General features: G+C 39.0%; 24 protein-coding genes. 3 read left to right on the top strand and 21 right to left on the bottom strand.

What is annotated here, in order from left to right:
• Positions 1-183 precede the first annotated feature (183 nt).
• The 3 genes from I2D56_RS05475 (at position 184) to I2D56_RS05465 (ending at position 2,173) form a co-directional block, all read left to right on the top strand.
• Positions 184-1,011: an exodeoxyribonuclease III gene (locus I2D56_RS05475; protein ID WP_195348151.1), complete on the top strand. Its 828-nt coding sequence runs from the start codon at positions 184-186 to the stop codon at positions 1,009-1,011.
• An 11-nt stretch (positions 1,012-1,022) separates the two neighbouring features.
• A complete protein-coding gene (locus I2D56_RS05470; RefSeq protein WP_195348150.1) occupies positions 1,023-1,409 on the top strand; it encodes a bleomycin resistance protein in 387 nt (128 codons plus the stop codon).
• 170 nt (positions 1,410-1,579) lie between these two features.
• The gene (locus tag I2D56_RS05465) at positions 1,580-2,173 is read left to right on the top strand and encodes a helix-turn-helix domain-containing protein (protein ID WP_195348149.1); all 594 of its coding nucleotides are present in this window, start codon (positions 1,580-1,582) and stop codon (positions 2,171-2,173) included.
• 25 nt (positions 2,174-2,198) lie between these two features.
• On the opposite strand, the gene nth is transcribed toward I2D56_RS05465, so the two are convergent.
• From nth to I2D56_RS05360, 21 genes are all read right to left on the bottom strand, one after another.
• Positions 2,199-2,828, bottom strand: a complete 630-nt coding sequence (gene nth / locus I2D56_RS05460; RefSeq protein ID WP_195348148.1) for an endonuclease III — start codon at positions 2,826-2,828, stop codon at positions 2,199-2,201.
• 162 nt (positions 2,829-2,990) lie between these two features.
• Positions 2,991-3,683, bottom strand: coding sequence for a 5'-methylthioadenosine/adenosylhomocysteine nucleosidase (locus tag I2D56_RS05455; protein ID WP_195348147.1), 693 nt, complete (start codon positions 3,681-3,683; stop codon positions 2,991-2,993).
• Between the two features lie 27 nt (positions 3,684-3,710).
• Positions 3,711-4,049, bottom strand: coding sequence for a cell wall synthase accessory phosphoprotein MacP (gene macP / locus I2D56_RS05450; RefSeq protein ID WP_023022604.1), 339 nt, complete (start codon positions 4,047-4,049; stop codon positions 3,711-3,713).
• A gap of 18 nt (positions 4,050-4,067) precedes the next feature.
• Positions 4,068-4,616 carry an NUDIX hydrolase gene (locus I2D56_RS05445; RefSeq protein ID WP_195348146.1) on the bottom strand — a complete coding sequence of 183 codons (549 nt, stop codon included), beginning with the start codon at positions 4,614-4,616 and terminating at the stop codon, positions 4,068-4,070.
• A gap of 9 nt (positions 4,617-4,625) precedes the next feature.
• The gene (glmU, locus tag I2D56_RS05440) at positions 4,626-6,005 is read right to left on the bottom strand and encodes a bifunctional UDP-N-acetylglucosamine diphosphorylase/glucosamine-1-phosphate N-acetyltransferase GlmU (RefSeq protein WP_023022600.1); all 1,380 of its coding nucleotides are present in this window, start codon (positions 6,003-6,005) and stop codon (positions 4,626-4,628) included.
• 62 nt (positions 6,006-6,067) lie between these two features.
• Positions 6,068-6,259: a hypothetical protein gene (locus tag I2D56_RS05435; protein WP_229050189.1), complete on the bottom strand. Its 192-nt coding sequence runs from the start codon at positions 6,257-6,259 to the stop codon at positions 6,068-6,070.
• A 53-nt stretch (positions 6,260-6,312) separates the two neighbouring features.
• On the bottom strand, positions 6,313-6,753 hold the full coding sequence (locus I2D56_RS05430) for an ASCH domain-containing protein (protein WP_195348145.1): 441 nt from the start codon (positions 6,751-6,753) through the stop codon (positions 6,313-6,315).
• On the bottom strand, positions 6,695-7,597 hold the full coding sequence (locus I2D56_RS05425) for a putative PEP-binding protein (protein ID WP_195348144.1): 903 nt from the start codon (positions 7,595-7,597) through the stop codon (positions 6,695-6,697). The genes I2D56_RS05430 and I2D56_RS05425 overlap by 59 nt, the downstream gene beginning before the upstream one ends.
• Before the next feature lie 41 nt (positions 7,598-7,638).
• Positions 7,639-8,367: a GNAT family N-acetyltransferase gene (locus tag I2D56_RS05420; protein ID WP_195348143.1), complete on the bottom strand. Its 729-nt coding sequence runs from the start codon at positions 8,365-8,367 to the stop codon at positions 7,639-7,641.
• Entirely contained in the window at positions 8,354-8,854 is a 501-nt protein-coding gene (locus I2D56_RS05415; protein ID WP_195348142.1) for an NUDIX hydrolase, read from the bottom strand. The genes I2D56_RS05420 and I2D56_RS05415 overlap by 14 nt, the downstream gene beginning before the upstream one ends.
• A gap of 145 nt (positions 8,855-8,999) precedes the next feature.
• Positions 9,000-9,605, bottom strand: coding sequence for a DUF6707 family protein (locus I2D56_RS05410; RefSeq protein ID WP_195348141.1), 606 nt, complete (start codon positions 9,603-9,605; stop codon positions 9,000-9,002).
• A 304-nt stretch (positions 9,606-9,909) separates the two neighbouring features.
• A complete protein-coding gene (locus I2D56_RS09810) occupies positions 9,910-10,227 on the bottom strand; it encodes a hypothetical protein (RefSeq protein WP_229050188.1) in 318 nt (105 codons plus the stop codon).
• A 23-nt stretch (positions 10,228-10,250) separates the two neighbouring features.
• A complete protein-coding gene (locus tag I2D56_RS05400; RefSeq protein ID WP_195348140.1) occupies positions 10,251-10,838 on the bottom strand; it encodes an SMI1/KNR4 family protein in 588 nt (195 codons plus the stop codon).
• A gap of 64 nt (positions 10,839-10,902) precedes the next feature.
• On the bottom strand, positions 10,903-11,262 hold the full coding sequence (locus I2D56_RS05395) for a hypothetical protein (protein ID WP_123159388.1): 360 nt from the start codon (positions 11,260-11,262) through the stop codon (positions 10,903-10,905).
• A 208-nt stretch (positions 11,263-11,470) separates the two neighbouring features.
• On the bottom strand, positions 11,471-11,833 hold the full coding sequence (locus I2D56_RS05390) for a hypothetical protein (RefSeq protein ID WP_224781601.1): 363 nt from the start codon (positions 11,831-11,833) through the stop codon (positions 11,471-11,473).
• Positions 11,834-11,965: 132 nt separating this feature from the next.
• A complete protein-coding gene (locus I2D56_RS05385; protein ID WP_023022580.1) occupies positions 11,966-12,511 on the bottom strand; it encodes a DUF4304 domain-containing protein in 546 nt (181 codons plus the stop codon).
• A gap of 50 nt (positions 12,512-12,561) precedes the next feature.
• Positions 12,562-12,882: a hypothetical protein gene (locus I2D56_RS05380; protein ID WP_023022578.1), complete on the bottom strand. Its 321-nt coding sequence runs from the start codon at positions 12,880-12,882 to the stop codon at positions 12,562-12,564.
• 100 nt (positions 12,883-12,982) lie between these two features.
• Positions 12,983-13,675 (bottom strand): Imm43 family immunity protein, encoded by a 693-nt coding sequence (locus I2D56_RS05375; protein WP_023022576.1) that lies wholly within the window; start codon positions 13,673-13,675, stop codon positions 12,983-12,985.
• Positions 13,676-13,922: 247 nt separating this feature from the next.
• Positions 13,923-14,852 (bottom strand): hypothetical protein, encoded by a 930-nt coding sequence (locus tag I2D56_RS05370; RefSeq protein ID WP_123160046.1) that lies wholly within the window; start codon positions 14,850-14,852, stop codon positions 13,923-13,925.
• An 88-nt stretch (positions 14,853-14,940) separates the two neighbouring features.
• Positions 14,941-15,339, bottom strand: a complete 399-nt coding sequence (locus I2D56_RS05365) for an NTF2 fold immunity protein (protein WP_195348139.1) — start codon at positions 15,337-15,339, stop codon at positions 14,941-14,943.
• 83 nt (positions 15,340-15,422) lie between these two features.
• A complete protein-coding gene (locus I2D56_RS05360) occupies positions 15,423-16,163 on the bottom strand; it encodes a hypothetical protein (protein WP_195348138.1) in 741 nt (246 codons plus the stop codon).
• Positions 16,164-16,211: the final 48 nt, after the last annotated feature.

The raw sequence follows: 16,211 nt of genomic DNA, 5'->3' as shown, positions 1-16,211 counted from the left end.
CGAGTCGCTAGACCGGATAAAAAAATAGCCATTGTGAACTCCATGGCAACTATTCTTTTAGCAATATGAACAATATAAACAATTTTCTACCAAAAGCGGATCCTTCATCAAATCACAAGAGACAGGAGACTGGATATTTTTTGGTATAATAGAAGCATCGACAAAGTTAGTAAAGGAAACGATATGAAACTAATCTCATGGAATATTGACTCATTGAATGCCGCCTTGACGAGTGACTCTGCGCGCGCGAAGCTCTCGCAAGACGTCCTCCAAACCTTGGTAGCCGAGGATGCGGATATCATTGCCATCCAGGAAACAAAATTATCTGCCAAAGGACCAACGAAAAAACACTTAGAGGTCTTAGAAGAACTTTTCCCTGGATATGAAAACACTTGGCGGTCATCTGTAGAACCCGCTCGTAAAGGATATGCAGGAACCATGTTCCTCTACAAAAAAGAATTGACACCAACAGTAAGCTTCCCAGAAATCGGTGCTCCTTCTACTATGGACCTCGAAGGTCGCATTATTACTCTTGAATTTGATGACTTCTTTGTGACCCAGGTCTATACTCCGAATGCTGGAGATGGGCTCAAACGCTTAGAAGAACGCCAAATCTGGAATGCCAAATATGCAGACTACTTGGCAGAACTAGACCAGCAAAAACCTGTCCTGGCAACAGGAGACTACAACGTAGCCCACAAGGAAATCGACTTGGCCAATCCAGCCAGCAACCGTCGTTCCCCAGGCTTTACCGACGAAGAGCGCGCTGGCTTCACCAACTTGCTAGCCAAAGGATTCACTGATACTTTCCGCCACTTGCATGGGGACCTTCCAGATCAATATACTTGGTGGGCACAACGTAGCAAGACTTCAAAAATCAACAATACAGGATGGAGAATTGACTACTGGCTCACTTCTAACCGAGTTGCGGATAAGGTGACCAAATCAGCTATGATTGACTCCGGTGCCCGTCAAGATCATACACCGATTGTCATGGAGATTGAGCTCTAAGGAGAACGCTAATGGACTATCAAGCTGTCATTCCTGAATTTGTAGTATCTGACATCGAAAAATCCCACCACTTCTACTGCGACTTGCTGGGATTCTCCGTCGAATACGAACGTCCAGAGGAGAAATTTCTCTTCCTCTCGCTTGAAGACTGCCAACTTATGCTAGAAGAAGGCAGTACAGAAGAATTATCCCAATTGACTTATCCTTTCGGACGCGGTGTCAATATTTCCTTTGGCATCAAGGATGTCCCTCAGCTCCACCAAAAACTGCTGGAAGCTAAATATCCTATCCATCGTCCCCTAACAAAAAGAAAATTTCGAGTGGGGGATAGCTTTATTTATCCCCATGAATTTGCGATTTTGGATCCAGATGGTTACTTTTTACGATTTAGTGAATAAGAAAAAGGAGGCTACTGGCCCCTTTTTCAATAGGGAAATATAAATTGACAGACCTGTAAATCCAGTGGTAAAAACCTTTGTTAAAGCCTATGAAATCAACATGTCAAAGAACTTTGATAGCCCTTTTTTATAAAATTTAGTAGAATGAAATCAGGAAGCGAGGAAATCTTATGCAAGTCGGGAAACAAATCCAGCACTATCGTAAAGAGAAAAACTTATCTCAAGACGAATTAGCTGAAATCATCTTTGTCAGCCGTCAATCCATTTCCAACTGGGAACGCGGCGCAACCTATCCTGATATTCAAAACCTTCTCTTACTAAGCAAGGTCTTTGAAGTGTCATTGGACAAACTAGTCAAAGGAGATTTGGAAACCATGAAACAAATTATTCACGACCAAGAATTTATGAGCTATAAAAAAGATGAAGTGGTCTTTAGCTTACTGCTAATTGGCAGTCCTATCATCAGCACTCCCCTCATTCTTTATTTGGATGGATACGGCATCGCTATTAGTTGCTTGATTCTTGCTGTCGCTTTATTCTATGCCCTACGCATTGAGAAATTCAAGAAAAAGCATAATCTTCGTACTTATCGCCAGATTGTCGCCTATGAACAAGGACGCAGTCTGAGCGAGATTGAAGAAGCGGAAGAAAGGGGTAAAGCTCCCTACCAAAGAATCATCCTTCCTATTCTATTTTGCCTTGGAGTTGGCGCTATTACTCTACTGATTTCTTGGCTCTTACTTACTTTCTTCCCTATCAAATAAAAGCGAAGTCATTAGACCTCGCTTTTTAAATGTCTTTAAAGTTATAGAGTTGCGGATAGTGATCACATTCGGGATTTTTAGGATGGCAGATAGCCCGTCCAAAATAGATCATCGCCTGATGAGCTGGGAGCCAGCGTTCAGGAGGAAGAACGTCCATCACCCGTTTTTCCACTTCTAATGGGGTTGCTGATTTCTTGACGATGTCATGGTGCTTGCAAATCCGCTCTACATGGGTATCAACAGCAAAGGCAGGAATTCCGAAACCTACACTCATGACCACATTGGCTGTTTTGCGTCCCACTCCGGCTAAACTCTCCAGCTCCTCCCGTGTCTGAGGCACTTGGCCATTAAAGTTATCCAACAATTGTTGGGCACATTTTTTGAGAAATTTAGCCTTATTGCGATAGAGGCCTAATTTGGAAATATGCTTGGCAATGTCGGCTTCACTGGCGACCGCCATGGCTTGAGGAGTTGGGAAGGCTTCAAACAAGGCAGGAGTTGCCTTATTAACCGCCGCATCCGTTGTTTGAGCAGAGAGCATCACCGCTACTAATAATTCAAAATGGTTGCGAAAATCCAAACTTGGTTGAGCATCCGGAAATAGGGCAATAATTTCTTCAATCACATGACGTGCCCTTTTTTTTGATAAGACCATAACTTCTCCTTTGCATTTCTAGACTTTATTATAGCATGAAGTCAGTCTATTTCTGAAGGAATCGGCTTCAGAAAAGGAAGTGGGACAGAATGAATTGTAAATGATCTTCATTCTATCCCACTTTCTACTTATATTAGAGACATCTTGACTCTATTGTTTATTTTACACCAATCTCTTCAAGAAAGTAATCAAGGTTTGAGCAGAGCGCTCGCCAGCCTCTACGATAAATTCATCAAAAGAGATATTAGCTGCATGATCTGCCGTGTCACTCATAGCCCGAATGACCATGAAAGGACGGCCGGCTGCATGAGCCGCTTGGGCAATGGCTGCCCCTTCCATCTCAACGGCCAATACTTCTGGGAAATGTTCTCGAATCGCTGCGACTTTTTCTTCACTCGCGATAAAGCTATCTCCAGTCGCAATCAGGCCTACATGGGTTGGTGTTTGTTCCTCAGCTAGAACTTTTTTCATCTCTGATACAAAATAACGGCTGGATTCAAAGTAGAGTGGTTGCCCTGCCATCTGGCCATAGGCATAACCAAAAGCTGTCACATCAACATCGTGGTAGACCAATTTGTCCGCAAGGACGATATCTCCAACATCCATCCCTGGTGCTACAGCACCTGCAGAACCTGTATTGATAATGGCTTCCACTTTAAAATCATTGGCCAAAACAGCCACACTCATGGCTGACATGACCTTGCCGATGCCACTTTCAACCAAGACCACCTCATGGCGCCCAATCGATCCTGTATAGTAAACTTTTCCTAGGCGAAGATGTTTCTCTCCATTCTTCAAAGCTTCCACTAAGATTTTTAACTCTTGGGGCATGGCCGCAATGATTCCAATTTTCATATTCGTTACTCCTTTGGTAGACGCTCCTTATAGGCGCCAAATTGCAAGAATTAACAAGATGAGGAGCAGGATGACCCAAAATAAGATCTTATTCAATTTTGATTGAATCACCTCATCTTTTTGGTTCTCAATCCGACGGCTCTTGGTCACAGTAGGTTGGACTCTGATCGGAATAGTCTCCTGAGGATACGATGCTCCACGTCCACTATCTACTTCCCTTGAAGTCACTGGCCGTTCATAACCAAATCCCCTGTTTCCTGTCGGGAGAATTTTTGTTTCTTCCTCATCAAAGAGCGGGGGACCAGAGATAGCTTCTCCCCGGTTTGCCCGCTCAATCATTTCATCTGTTAATAAAGGTTTGCCCATCGGTGTCTCCTCTATTCTTTATTTGTTTTGTAGGTGTTTCCAATATTGAACTGCCATGATGGTTTTAGCATCACAGATATCACCCGTTTGGATCAAATCCTCAGCTTCTGCTAAAGTCACCTCAAGGAGTTCCAAGGTCTCGTCTTCATCTTGAGGGCGAGGATTTTCCACTTTTTTTAAGTTGGTCGCAACATAGAGTTTGATCCGCTCGTTACAAAATCCAATGGCAGAATAAAAATCATACAACAACTCTAGATCCGCTGTGTAACCAATTTCTTCTTCCAATTCACGCAGAGCAGCTGCTTGAGGATCCGCATTTTCACCCTTTTCCAACTTCCCTGCTGGAATCTCTACAGAAGTCCTTTCGATCGCCTTGCGGTACTGCTTGACCAAGATCGTTTTACCATCTTCTGTGATCGGCAAAACCGCTACTGCTCCATTATGGAAGATTAAATCACGCTGCGCTTGACCTTTTCCGCTAGGTAGTTCCACTTGATCTGTGACGACTTGGAAAATCGGTCCTTGATAAATCTCCTTGCGCTCAATGGTTTTTTCTTCAAATTGCATGAAAATCTCCTATTTATTTTTAGGATGGTGAGGAAGGCGAGTCGCGTACTCATCCTTATTGACTTGACGACCACGACCAATCGCAATCGCGTCTGCTGGCACATCCTTGGTAATGGTAGATCCAGCACCGACTAGAGAATTATCTCCTAGCTCAACTGGCGCAATGATGGTCGAATTCGAACCGACAAAGACATTGTTCCCAATTACTGTCTTGTATTTATTTTTCCCATCATAGTTGACGGTGATGGTCCCCGCACCAAAGTTGACGTTGCTGCCAACTTCACAGTTGCCAATGTAGGTCAAATGACCAGCTTTGGTATTTTCGCCAATAGACGAACCTTTGACTTCGACAAAGTTTCCAATATGGACATCTTTTGCCAAGCTAGACCCTGGACGAATATGAGCGTAAGGTCCTACTGTCACGCCATCGGCTACTGTGCTTTCTTCAATCATAGAGTTGGTAATAACGGCACCTGAACCGATTTCACTGTTCACGATATAGGTTCCATTGGTTAAGACTGTCTCAGCCCCAATTTTTGTTTGGCCTTTTAGAGTGACATTGGCTTCGATTTGCACTTCTGGTGCGATTTCAACATCGATATCGATATAGGCCGCATCTGGATTGACAAAGCTCACTCCATTGACCATATGAGCTTGGTTAATGCGGCGACGCATGATACCTTCTGCTGTCGCAAGGGCTACGCGGTCGTTAACCCCGAGACTTTCATCAAAGTCTTTGAGCGTATAGGCACCAACTTTTTCACCAGCTTCACGGAAAATCCCAATCACGTCTGTGATATAGTATTCGCCTTGAGCATTGTTGGTGTTGACATTCTTCAAAGCTTCAAAGAGGCGGGCATTGTCAAAAACATAAGTCCCTGTATTGATTTCTTTGATTTGCTTTTCAAAATCTGTCGCATCTTTTTGCTCGACGATGCGAAGCACTTCTGCATTGTCATTACGGACAATCCGGCCATAACCAAATGGATTGGCTGCTTCTGCTGTTAAAATCGTTGCCACATTTTTGTGGTTGATATGAAAATCGATCAAGTGTTTGAGGCTTTCACCCGTAATCAAAGGTGTATCCCCTGCGATGACAAGGGTGTGGCCTTCAAGAGCTTCCAAGACTGGCTCTGCCATCATAACTGCATGACCAGTTCCCAATTGTTCGATTTGTTTGACAAACTCTGTTTGGCCTTCTAATACCTTTTCTACCAATTCCGCCTTGTGGCCGACAACCGTTACAGTTTTCTCAGGTGAGATGGCTCCGACACTTCGGAAAACATGCTCCAACATAGAGATCCCCGCAACCTTGTGTAGAACCTTGGGCAAATCTGATTTCATACGGGTACCTTTTCCCGCTGCTAAAATAATGGCATAATTTGGCATATACATTCTCTTTTCTGTACAATATCGCTTACATTATACCATTTTTTAGCCCTTTTGGAAAATTAGATCCGAACCAAAGGGAGTGGGAAAGAACTTCGACTAATTAAAAAGAGTTCGTTTTCCCACCCCCGCACAGCTCCAACAGTCTGGGAGACTGTTGGAGGTTGCAGATAAAGAAAACATGGTTTTCCATCTTCATAGGTCATCTTTGGAGCTAAGTAGCGAACAAAGATGCCAATCAACCACTGCGTCATACAGTTATTCCTATTAAACATCGAAGGCTGGACAGTTTTTGCCCAGCCTCGTTCTATAATGGATAAACCTTGCGAAATTCTTCTAAAACCACCTTACTGTCAGGTGTAAAAGCCAGACCGGCTTCTCCTAACCAGTCTTTGAAAAAGTCCTCATGAACCTGACGCCAATAGGCCAGAGATTTGTCTCCTTCACCTTCCTTGAAGGCATGGTCAGCAGACACTTGATGGAAGGGCTGAACAGAAACCTTGGTAATTTCGACAATGCAGACAGCCTGATTTTGACTGTCTAAAATGACATCGAAGGTCCCTTCTTGGGGAAGGGGTTCGTCCTCTAGTGCGTAAAGGTCGTAGGCTGAAACCGTAGCCGTTTTTTCACCTTTTAGAACCAAATCAGCCAAGAGATCAGCTTCCACTCCAAAAGCCCAGACATCGATTTCATCTCCAATCAAGGGGTTGATTTGTTTGTAGACATTCCACATTTCTTGCGGTGTCATGGGTTCTCCTTTGTAATTTTTTACTTTCTTCTTTTATATGTTTAAGATGGTCTGGATGGTCAATTTCTAAATCAAAAATCTCTGGAATAGAGCTGTAATGGAGAATACATTCGATACCCATCTGATTCATTTTTTGTATGAAAGAAGTATTCAGATAGCCTGCTACAGCAAAATCAATCTTTTTCATCCTTGCTTTATCCTGCATCTGTCTCAACATATCTAACATAATTGGACTTTCCATATCATGCCATTGACTGTTTCTCACAGTCGCAAAAATAAAAGAAGTTAAATCATTCATTCCAACTACAATCTTTGAAATACCAGTTTCCAGTATCCTGTCCAAGTCGAAATAAGCTGATGGTAATTCAATCATCGTGCCGACTTTCCCGGTAAAACCATACTGACGCAATACTGTAATAGCTTGTTTTAATTGGTCGGCATCATTCACAAAAGGAAAAATAACAGACAGATTGGGATTGGTTTGAAAAACTTCTGTAACAACATTTGTCTCAGCCTGAAATTCATCTGGACACGCCAACAAACGCCTGATACCTCTGTATCCAAATAAGGGGTGGCGTTCGTCAAAATACTCTTTAGTCCCGTCTAGAATATTTGCTTCTGCATTTGTTAACTCTGAAAAGCGATACCAGACTTCTTCATCTGAGTACAAATGACAAATAGTGTCTAGATAATCTTTCACAAATTGCTGACAATTTGGTAATAGGATGTTTTGGTTTAGTTCTCTCAACAAGTATTCCCCACGAATCAAGCCGACGTGGTGCAATAAATGGGGATAAACTTTTTCAACAATTTTTTCGCCACTAAGAGCTAGTTGATTTTGCATGTTCATTCACCTCGTCTTAAAAGCTACACTATCAGCTATCATTATATGACGCTTTCCTTTAGTTCAAAGGCTTCATAAGGTTCAACTAACTCATATCCTAAAAATTCTGCTACTTTTTTGGAAGCCTCGTTATGAGCATCCCAAAGTGGAAACATATCTCTATTTAAACTCTCTAGAATCATTGCAGCACCAAGCTTTTTAGCAAATCCATTTCCTTGTTCGTTTGGTCTAGTTGCAACTTCCACTTCAACTGCTCCATGGTAAACTAACCCTGAGGAAATCCCAGCAATCACTTTATTATTTTTAAGAATCACAAAGCCAAATCCACCTTTTAAAGCAAAATCCTGATAGGATTCAAAATCCCCTTGTAAATCTTGTGACCATTCTTCCTCAGAAAAGCTGTCATAAATATGATTATCAATAGGCATAATATTGTAATCTTCCTCTAACTGACTAACTAGATCATTTAGAAATTCAACTTGAAAATTTGCCTTATCTTTAAAAGAATAGCGAGTAAAAGAAATTAGCTCCACTTTCCGATATAGAAAATTTTGCCAATTGGTATTTTCTGAAATGATAATCTTATAATCTAAACCATATTTCCTAACAAAATCTTCCCAAAATCTGGAATCCAACTCCCCTGCTAGGAATAGAAAATTCCCAACATCATAAAAACTTGTTGTCCTATCACTGTTTCGGTAGACAGTTCCGATTTGAGATTTAAGACCATAGAGAACCATATTTTTCTTCCATGTTTTAAATAGTTCCATAATTCTCCTTCTTTACCTTCCAATTCATGTAAGAGGTCTTATCTAATTCTGGAAATCCTCGCAACTCTGCCTTGGCCTTCAATACTACAGGCGAAGCATTGTCTGCAGTAACTTCTTCCAAATTCAACCAAATTGCATTTGCTGAATCATTGCTTCCATCAAGAAGCTCCTGAGGAAGGGATTGTTGAGAGCGTTCGAAATCGAGGACGATATCATAAAAGGCCATGATATGGTGTACTGCGAAATCTTGCCCTTCTTCCTGAACCAGCACATCATAAATCCTAGGTTTTGAATAAGAGCTTATCGCATATCCTGTCTCTTCCTGAACTTCTCTCTTGAGAGTTTCTGTCAACCCCTCACCGAGTTCCTGACTACCACCCGGTAAATCAAAACGATACTGATAAGGTCCTCTCGTTTTCTCAATGCAGAGAAGTTTCCCGTCTTGAAAACAGACTCCATATACACCAAAGTGTTTTTTGATTTCCATATTCCATTCTTTCTAATACTCAATGAAAATCAAAGAGCAAACCAGGAAGCTAGCCGCAGGCTGTACTTGAGTACGGCAAGGCGAAGCTGACGTGGTTTGAATTTGATTTTCGAAGAGTATAAAAATCCAAGATTGCTAGCTCACCTTATCCTTTAAAAGGAAAGAGGCTATAAATTTCATGCTCCTTGATATACTTCTTTAGTATCTCCATATTCTCTTCGATTTTTGTCTGAATATCTGTCTCTTCACAAGTTGACTCAGTAATAAAGAGGTGAATCTTCAACAAATCTGCCAAGTATAGCAGACGACGTTCCATTTCTGATTCAGGGCTTGGAGCCTTTTCGATTTTTGCAAGCTTTTGCTCCAGGCTATCGCCATTCAAAAATCTCTGATGAACTCTCCTTCTAATTTTTTGAGTTAATTCCTCCCCTTGTTCTAACGGAGACAAAAGGAGTTTTTTATAGACGAATACCTGATTTTCTACCTCTCTTTCCAGATAAGCCAATAAAACCAGAGAGCTATCAATAAAGGTCCAGGTGTTAAAATTCCCTTCAAATGGAACCTGTATGATCCTATCTAATAATTCCTTAGCCGTTTCCTCTTGACCATCCAGATAAAGTAAATAGGCCAGATGATTCAGTGATTCGAGATAGACAGCTTGGGTCTTCTTATTCTTTTTGGGTACAAGACTGATATAGGATGCTAAATCAACATCATTTTCAACCTCTTCAATTAGTTCTTTAACATTCATTTCTTTTCTCCTATCCAGTTCATTTTTTGTTATAGAGAAGGGCTTTAATTGCAAATCTATCTCAGCTCACTCTTACCTTAATAGAAATTCTTTCGCTGTCGCTTGGACGTCTGGGGAAAGGTAGTGCTCTATTAAGTCACCTGTCCCAGCAATAAATTCCTCCAGAGGGACATCTTCTCTTTGGCCCCAAAAATTTGAAAAAGCGAAATAGAACTCCAAAAACTCCGTCAAACTATCGCTGAGTTTGTAGAAAATAGGATCTCCAGGCCTGCCCGCGTAAACTGGAGAACTTTCATCTTGCATATCACAGAAAAGAATATCGTCTGTATCTGTAGTAGCATATCTGGTATTGCCCTTCACTAAACTGAAGAACATCTTGTAAGGCCCAACATTCGACTGTCCTGGTAGGAGAATCTAATGGCAACAAAATGATATTAAAATTTTGATTGGCAAAAGATAAATTCTCTTTGAACACTATATGTTGATAGTAATCAAGTAATTCTCCTGTCAAATCTGAGGACTGAATCCTTAAATTTTCGTTTGAAAAACTCACTGGTTGGGGAATAAACGTTGTTTCCTTATAGAGTCTAATGATCTTTTTTAATACAGTCACTACTGCCATTTTTCTCTCCTTGGTCATTCCTCTTATATCTCCTTTAAGAATTCAAGCCATATCTTCACCTCTGGATTTATGTCATGCGCTATCTCAGCATGCTTCCTATAATCCATATCCAAGTAGCCTTGTTCATTCCGGAAAATAATGCCTTGTTCATAACATGCTTTAAGGGTTGCAAGCATAGATTTCAATGACCGGTATTCGACCTGGGTCTCTTCTTCAAATACATAAAAACCAAGAATTTGTCCCTGAGCTTCTGAAGCTAGGTTCATGGCATAAAAATCTCCACCTCCACTGGCAAAAATTGGGAACCAAGATTTGTCCCAAGCATCCGTTTCTCTTAGTTCTAAGTAGGTCTGGATACTTTCTTCCAGAGACATCAAATAGAAACCAGGAAAAAATGCCAGCTCACCGAGTGCGATTCCCTCACAATCTTTTGACCCGTTTCTCCAAGTATAAAGAGCACGCAAGTCCTGAGTTGGCTGCAATGGGATTTCCTCAAACAATTCTTGGATTTTTAGAGAAGATATGCCCGGATTTAGATGGTCTACACAAGGATGATCTAGCTGTTGGAGACTTTTTTCAATCTCATTTAATAATTGGGGGATCATTTCCATTTGTTCTCCTTACCTTGTAAATCATTAGAGACGAGTTCCTTCGTCCCTAGAAAAGAGCTTGCGATTATTCAATCCCATCCTCTTTATTGTACTCTATCATGCATTTGACCGCATATTCTACCCATTCCCAAAAATCGTTAAACTCTTTTCGTTGTTCCCAGCCTTCTGCAGCAAAATCATGAATGAGTTGGACCTTATTGCCCTTTCCTATTTCAAAACAAGCTGTATCATCACAATCTCCTCTTTTAGCAAATGGAATCAACTTTCGGGTTGGGTACCTTTCCTGCAATCCCTCATACAAAGACAGGGCCCATTCTGAATCTAACAGATACCAAATATCAAAATCAACTAAATTGAGTTCGATCAATTTTTTAAACGATTCAGGATACTGAAATATCCTTTCATCCAGTAAATAGTTTTTCATCTCTTATTTCTCCTTTTAGAATCATCAAACCATTCTTTCTTGCCTATCCGCTATTTTGCGTAAGTACTCTTCCCATGTGAGGATTATAAACCTTAAATAGATCATCCTCACTCAGCTAAGTCTTGGGTTGAGGCTGTCAACTACTCTTAAAATACGCGACCTCGAAGTCCATAAATTTCATTCTTAAAATTCAAAGGAAAATAGATGACTAGTCTGAGATGGACAAATAAGAGACTAATATATCCTTAACCAATTCTAGAAAGGCAACTTTATTTCTTGGCTCTTTTGAAGCAAAACCAAATTCATATTCAAAAAAATGCTCAACCACTTTATCTCCAGCCCGTATAACATCCTCAATGGTCTCAAGCACTTGCTTCTGCTTCTCTTCTTCTAGGCTCAAGAAATCCTCTTTCACAAATGCATCAAATACTTTAAGGACATCTTCCTTTTTACTCATATCAAAAGGATATAGAAACTCAGCCTCTTCACTGGTTACAACATTACTTTCTATGGACATCATTAGGTTCCACAATACTAAATAGTGTCTATGAAAATTATCTCTACTTTTCAACTTTTCCCCCAATTTTTGCGACACATCCTTTACTGAACAGGTTTAGACTAGCATTCTTGACTATTACTTACTTTATTGAGAAACTCTCCCCTTTGACCATCATCCCTTCCTAATCTCAAATTACTGGTAATATTATTTTAAAACTTCTCCCGAACGAATATAGGTTTTAAAGAAGTTTTTAGGTACAGAGGCAATCTTAGGTGTAATGGATAAGCCATAGTTTGCAAAATCTAAAGCTACCTTCTCAGAATCGATGGTATCATAATACTCAACATACAATCTGCATAAGTTCACTTTGGTGATAGAGAATTCTTTTAGCAACCCATCCTTCTCAAGATCCTTCTCGGGATTTATGCTTGAAAATACGGTAGGATACGATGAATACTGAGTAGTAAAATCGATGGCCTCTTGGACAGCATTTTCCAATTCAGCTTGATCCATGCCATTTCTATTATCGATAGAACCTAATCGAGTCCTTAGAGCACAATCCACTTCTTCTAACAGTCCCGAGTCCAGAAAGAGGGGATGAATGCCAATATTAACGAAATAGGCAGTACCATCTGATTTTCGTTGAAAATAGATCACCGTGTAAAAATCATGATTGATTTTATAATAGTTATTGGTTCGCTTTAGTCGCGAAAAGCCATTTTTTACGAAGAGTTCTTTGGCCTCTTTCATTTCATTACCTGCTCTTTCATAGGATGTTAAGAGTTGTTCGTTACAGTTTACTAGGAGTCTAAATGGATATAGATCATTCCTACAACTTTTCCATTCTCAATATTGTATTGTTTCACTGTATCTATGTAGCCAATCAATCCTTCATCACTAATCTCTTCTAGCGTTGCTGGTACTATGTTATCTTTTAATTTAAAATCCCTAGCTTTATTCATGTTACCTACATCCTCAATGGAGGTCCAAAAAAGCATATATTCATCGCAATAAAAATAGATCTGATCATCACAAAACTCCGGTATTTTACAGAACTCAACTCCGTCACTTTGCCTTTCTATCGCTCCACTATCTTGATAAACAAAGTATGTTTTCTTCATATCTTATCTCTCCTTTTAGAAGCATTTTCTTCTGATATTTTCTGCCTGAAATCTCGAATGATGTAGACTAGAGTCTTATTTTTTAAAGGAATACTTAATGTTAGGGTAATTTAGGCTTTGCTCTTTTTAATAAACTAGTAAAATCCTTAAAACTATTCTTACAATATTCTTCTTGAGCTGTTTCAATCGGTAAAAAACGAATGCCTCGACCACAGTGATTCGTTTCGATGGCTTCTTTTACTTCCTCCGTAACGACAAAGCCAGCCGCTGCAAGTAATTCAACCCTTCCAGGCTTAAAAATATCATAGTCAACATCCTCTTTTAAGACCAGTTTTCTTGAAACTGTATACATCGTTTTAGAAGGTAATGATTCTGTTTTCTCATAATCAATAAAATCAGGAGCAGGATTATCTTTGGTATAGGTATTAAATTTTAATAGATAAAAGTCAGGAGATTCCATGACATCGCCATTCACTGTAAATTTAAGCTTTTTCCAAACATGACCTTGAATCTTGAATTGTTTAAAAATGGTTGCTAACTTTTTAGAAAGGATAAAACCATGGGAATACCAATAATAATCATAATCAAAATTTATTTTATTTATGTATTGTTTTTTATTCACAAAATTATAATAGATCACATCAGGACAATTTGGATTGTAAATATAATCTATTGGTTTAGTCCATTCTTCTTCGTAAGGTTTTTTTTGTATTTCAAAATCAACTCGCCCATATTCAACATCAAAATTAAAAGTCTTATTGGATTTATCATCCATTATAAAATAATAATTCATCGTTTTCTCCTAGCTTAATCTACCTTTACAATTAATAATTCTAGATTTTGGTTTTACCATTGCCCCTATCAGTAACTTCTATACTTTTTACCAGCTTTTAATGCATCTAAAGCAGCCTCTGTTACAGAAAGCTGTTCATTATCAAGAGCAAAATCTCTGGCTTTTAGTATTTGCTGATTGCTGTTCGTTTACTTTTTTTATTTGAAATTCTTTTGTTCCTATTGACTTCTCCATGTATTCTACATTGCTACTCTAAGATTGTTCCAAGTATCATCTTATTTTGCTCGGATATCTGAAAGTCATCCATGAAATAGGGTAAAAAGTCATCAAGCAAGGGATGGCTAAGACCGTCGATTGGGAGGCCTCTTTTCTGACGTTCTTTTAGTAAAACTAAGATTTCAATTGGGAAATACTGCCATAGTAAGGTATTGAAGTCTACTAAATGACTATCTTTGGTGTTCGCTAAATGATAATCACACATGGATAAAATTGTTTCTCTAAAAACATCAACATCCTCTGAAAAAATAGTTTCCATAACCTGTTTATAGGCATCATTCACATTATGATAAGGGTTCGAGTCCAATGGTTTATATTTAGGATCATAAGCATTCTCCAGTAGGCTAGCAAGTCGATTATGCTCTCCATTTCCATAAAGAAAAACGACTAAAGGCAATAAACTACTGGATGAAAAGAAAATAGGTTGCTTCCCTTTTTCAACTTGAGCTTCTTTAAAATAGACTAATTTATCAATTAAAAACTCTACATAAGCATCATCTAAATAGGCAAGGGCAAATAAGATATTCAAACAAATATCTGTATCAAAGTTTGAGCCACCTTTAGCTAAATATTTAGCAGAAGCCATATCACCCATTACAGAACAAAAACAGCCGTTTAGTAAAGATTGATAGGTTTCTGATGTTTTACTTTCTATAAAGTTAGAGACTAGAGGATACGGACTTATAGAATCAATCATATCTACATAATCATACAGGTATGATCTTATCTCACCATTTTCTTCGTAGTTAACTTGAACGCTTTTCTTATCAGATTTTAGAGCTGTTAAAATGGACTCAGTATTAGATAGGTTTTCTGCCTCTAAGTGAAAATCTCTGGCCTTCAGTATTTTATTTTTGATAGTTGTTAGTTTTCTTTTTTGATTTGAAAGTGTTTTATTCATATTGACCTCTAAAATTTCATTTCTTACACTCAACTACCGGTGTTTTTGAGGTTCATCTCTTTCTGTTTTCCTACATTATCCATGTATGTCACAAGGAAGAATTGATCCACTTCCCATCATCGAGCCATTCTTTCTTATCAATCCACCATTTCCCCTTTTGAAACACCATTTGAAAACGATAGAGAGTTTCTATACCAGAATGATTCTCCTTGATATAAATATAAGCTTGATTCCCGTCATGCTCTTCATCAACGATGGGATGTGTTTCTAATTTATAGTCAAACGGAAACCGGACAGATAAAGATACTTCCCTTGCTCTGAGTGGTTTTTTTGATGTACAAAACTGATTAAAAATAGTAGCTAATTCATCCTTCAACATCTCTTTATAGGCTTGGTTTCTTAGGTTCCTAGTGGCTTTTCTTTCCCAAGAATACATAGCCTGCATAAACTGGAGTAAGGTTTCTTTTGCTAGATTTGTATGGCTCATATTTCCTCCTACTTAAACAACAGGGATAATGCTTCGTTTATTATGAAAACATAGGTCATAAAAACCTGTATTGAACTCTTTTTTTAACCCTCTCTCATGCAAACATGTGGTAACTCACTTCTAAGAAGTTCCCTTTGCTTCTGATTTGTTCTTCCCGTTGTTAAAAATCGGAGATGTTTCAGACTCTTCAAGTAGCTAACTGTTGATGCGTAGTTAAAAATATTCGTATCGACAAAATCCAAAAAACGAAGCTCACTAGAGGGCTGGATAAAATCCAATTCTGGTAAATTTTTATTTGCTGTAAATGAAAGATAGAGCAACTGATTTAAATCCCTTATAAAATCAAAGTCCGGCAACTTTACACCATAATCAACGTGCAGATAACGCATACCTGTATGAAAAGAAATGTTCTCTATCGTTTCCAAATTTGTCATAGAAGATATCCCTAGAGCTTTCACACAATCATTTTGGGGTAAGATGATCTTTCTTACTTTACTAGCCCCAACTATTAAAATCTTTTCTACTTGTTCATATGTTGAAAAGTCTAGCACGTCAGATTTACTTCCCATCAAGTAAATCACTCTCGTCTTGCTAGGTAACGAAAGCTGATTAAAATCCACATCCTTCAGCATATCCTCTGGGTTTTCAACAATGTACTTTTGTCTTAATAAGCGATTGATATCGATGAATTCTTTATAAGTCAATTTTTTGTCCAATAATGGTGCAATCTCTTCTATAGAATGCAGAGGCTCCATTGCCATTAGATTCTCTCTTTCGGAAAATCCTTCTTTTATGATTTCTAAATATTTATCTAAACTGGTCATCGTTCACCTCTTTTCATGAAAGTAATGCTTCGTTTTCTTTGTTCAACC

It is taken from the genome of Streptococcus australis, from assembly GCF_015553625.1.
Lineage (GTDB): Bacteria > Bacillota > Bacilli > Lactobacillales > Streptococcaceae > Streptococcus > Streptococcus australis_B.
The sequence above is the reverse complement of the archived record's forward strand: the minus strand, read 5'-3'. Positions and strand labels throughout refer to the sequence as shown.